This window comes from Rhodovulum tesquicola, from assembly GCF_024128855.1.
GTDB classification, from domain to species: domain Bacteria; phylum Pseudomonadota; class Alphaproteobacteria; order Rhodobacterales; family Rhodobacteraceae; genus Rhodovulum; species Rhodovulum tesquicola.
The window spans coordinates 1-1563 of record NZ_JAMYDV010000056.1 but is presented as its reverse complement, the minus strand read 5'-3'; the positions used below and the strand labels follow the sequence as shown (position 1 = coordinate 1563).

The window sequence follows — 1563 nt, the reverse complement described above, 5'->3', positions numbered from 1 at the left end:
CACGCCAAGTGAACTGAGAAACTCCGTCATAGTCTCCATGGAGAAACTCCACCCCTGTTAGCCAACAGAGACGGACTCGCAGAACGGAAAAATCACAGGAAGGTGGGGGCAAAACACCGTTTACGTCGTTGCTGCCAGTCGCCTGCGATCAAACTCCATTGACGCCAGGAGGACTTCACCGCTCTAGAGCGTTGGCGCGATACCGTCGGCTTCAGAGCCGTGGAAACGCGACGCAGCCTGTGGCAACGTCGCGCCATGATCGAGTTTCGCCCGCTCCCTGATGACCATCCCGATCTCGCGCATTCGCCCATGCTGCGGGCAGCACTCCTGACCCTGCAATACGCGCAGGAGCATGGCTCGATCGGGCTGACGAAGACCAAGGCCTTCAAGCGCGTTTTCGTCCATTGGGCGGTCGAGCATTTCGGGTGGCCGGGCAAAAGCGCGGAAGAGATGTTCCGCTACAGCAAGGTCATCAATGAATACGAGTTCCCGCCGCTCGAGGTGCTGCATTACCTGCTGATCTCGCTGCGCCTGGGACGGCACTACAAGGGCGAGTTCCGGCTGACCAAGCGTGGCGCAGAGCTGGCGGACGCCCCGGGGCGCCTGTTCGCCGAGCTGATCCCCTATTTCGTCCTCCGGATCGATCACGCCTCCTATGCGCGGTTCGACGAGCGTCCTTTCGGCAAGTGGGATGTCTGGATGAACGTCATCAACGTCGAGGCGGACCACGGCACGACCGAGGCCGCCTTGTTCCAAGCCTTCTACGGTGAGCCGAAGGATTGGCACACGGCCGGATGGCGAGAGATGGCCGCGTTCTCGTCCTGCGTCCTGCGTCCGCTCGAATGGGCCGGCCTGCTGGTGGAAACCCGTGAGGACGGCCCCGGCAAGCATGTATGCCATGTCTTCAAGACCCCGCTGTGGCGCAGCGCGCTCAAGCTCGACACCGACGACATGCTGCGACCCATAGCCGTGCAGTGAGGGCTGTGCCCTCGTTGCCCGGGTACGAGCGCTTTGCCGGATGACGGAATCCCCGGTGCCGGTTAAGCTGCACTGATGAATTTCGCTTTCTACGATCTTGAAACCACCGGCACATCGCCCGCCTTCGATCAACCGCTGCAATTCGCCGCCATTCTGACGGATGGTGAATTCAGGGAGATCGAGCGGGTCAATCTTCGTTGCCGTATCGCGCCGCACATCATCCCCTCGCCTTGGGCGCTGGCGGTTACCGGCGTGCGCCCGGCGCAGCTTGTGGATCCCGCATTCCCGACGCTCTTCGAGTTCATGCAGGAGATCGGCGCGCTGATCGAACGCTGGTCGCCCGCGATCTGGACGGGGTTCAACAGCATCCGCTTCGACGAGGAGATGCTGCGCCAGGCCTTCTACCAGAACCTTCAACCCGACATCTTCGCCACTCAATTCAACGGCAACACCCGCTTTGAGGTGGTCCCCGTTTTCTGGACAGATTTGCGGCGTTGCTAAGCTTGCCTGTTGATCATGCCGCCGCCTTCAGGTCTTGGCCCTGATGGGCCTCAACCGGTGTCCTTCCGCCAAGCGCCGAATGGG

The 1563-nt window shown here is 61.5% G+C and carries 2 protein-coding genes; both read left to right on the top strand.

Features of this window, described 5'->3' with window-relative positions; genetic code table 11:
• Positions 1-255: 255 nt before the first annotated feature.
• Positions 256-978 carry a hypothetical protein gene (locus NHN26_RS17335; RefSeq protein WP_253090544.1) on the top strand — a complete coding sequence of 241 codons (723 nt, stop codon included), beginning with the start codon at positions 256-258 and terminating at the stop codon, positions 976-978.
• A gap of 75 nt (positions 979-1053) precedes the next feature.
• Positions 1054-1479 carry an exonuclease domain-containing protein gene (locus tag NHN26_RS17330; protein WP_253090543.1) on the top strand — a complete coding sequence of 142 codons (426 nt, stop codon included), beginning with the start codon at positions 1054-1056 and terminating at the stop codon, positions 1477-1479.
• Positions 1480-1563 lie beyond the last annotated feature (84 nt).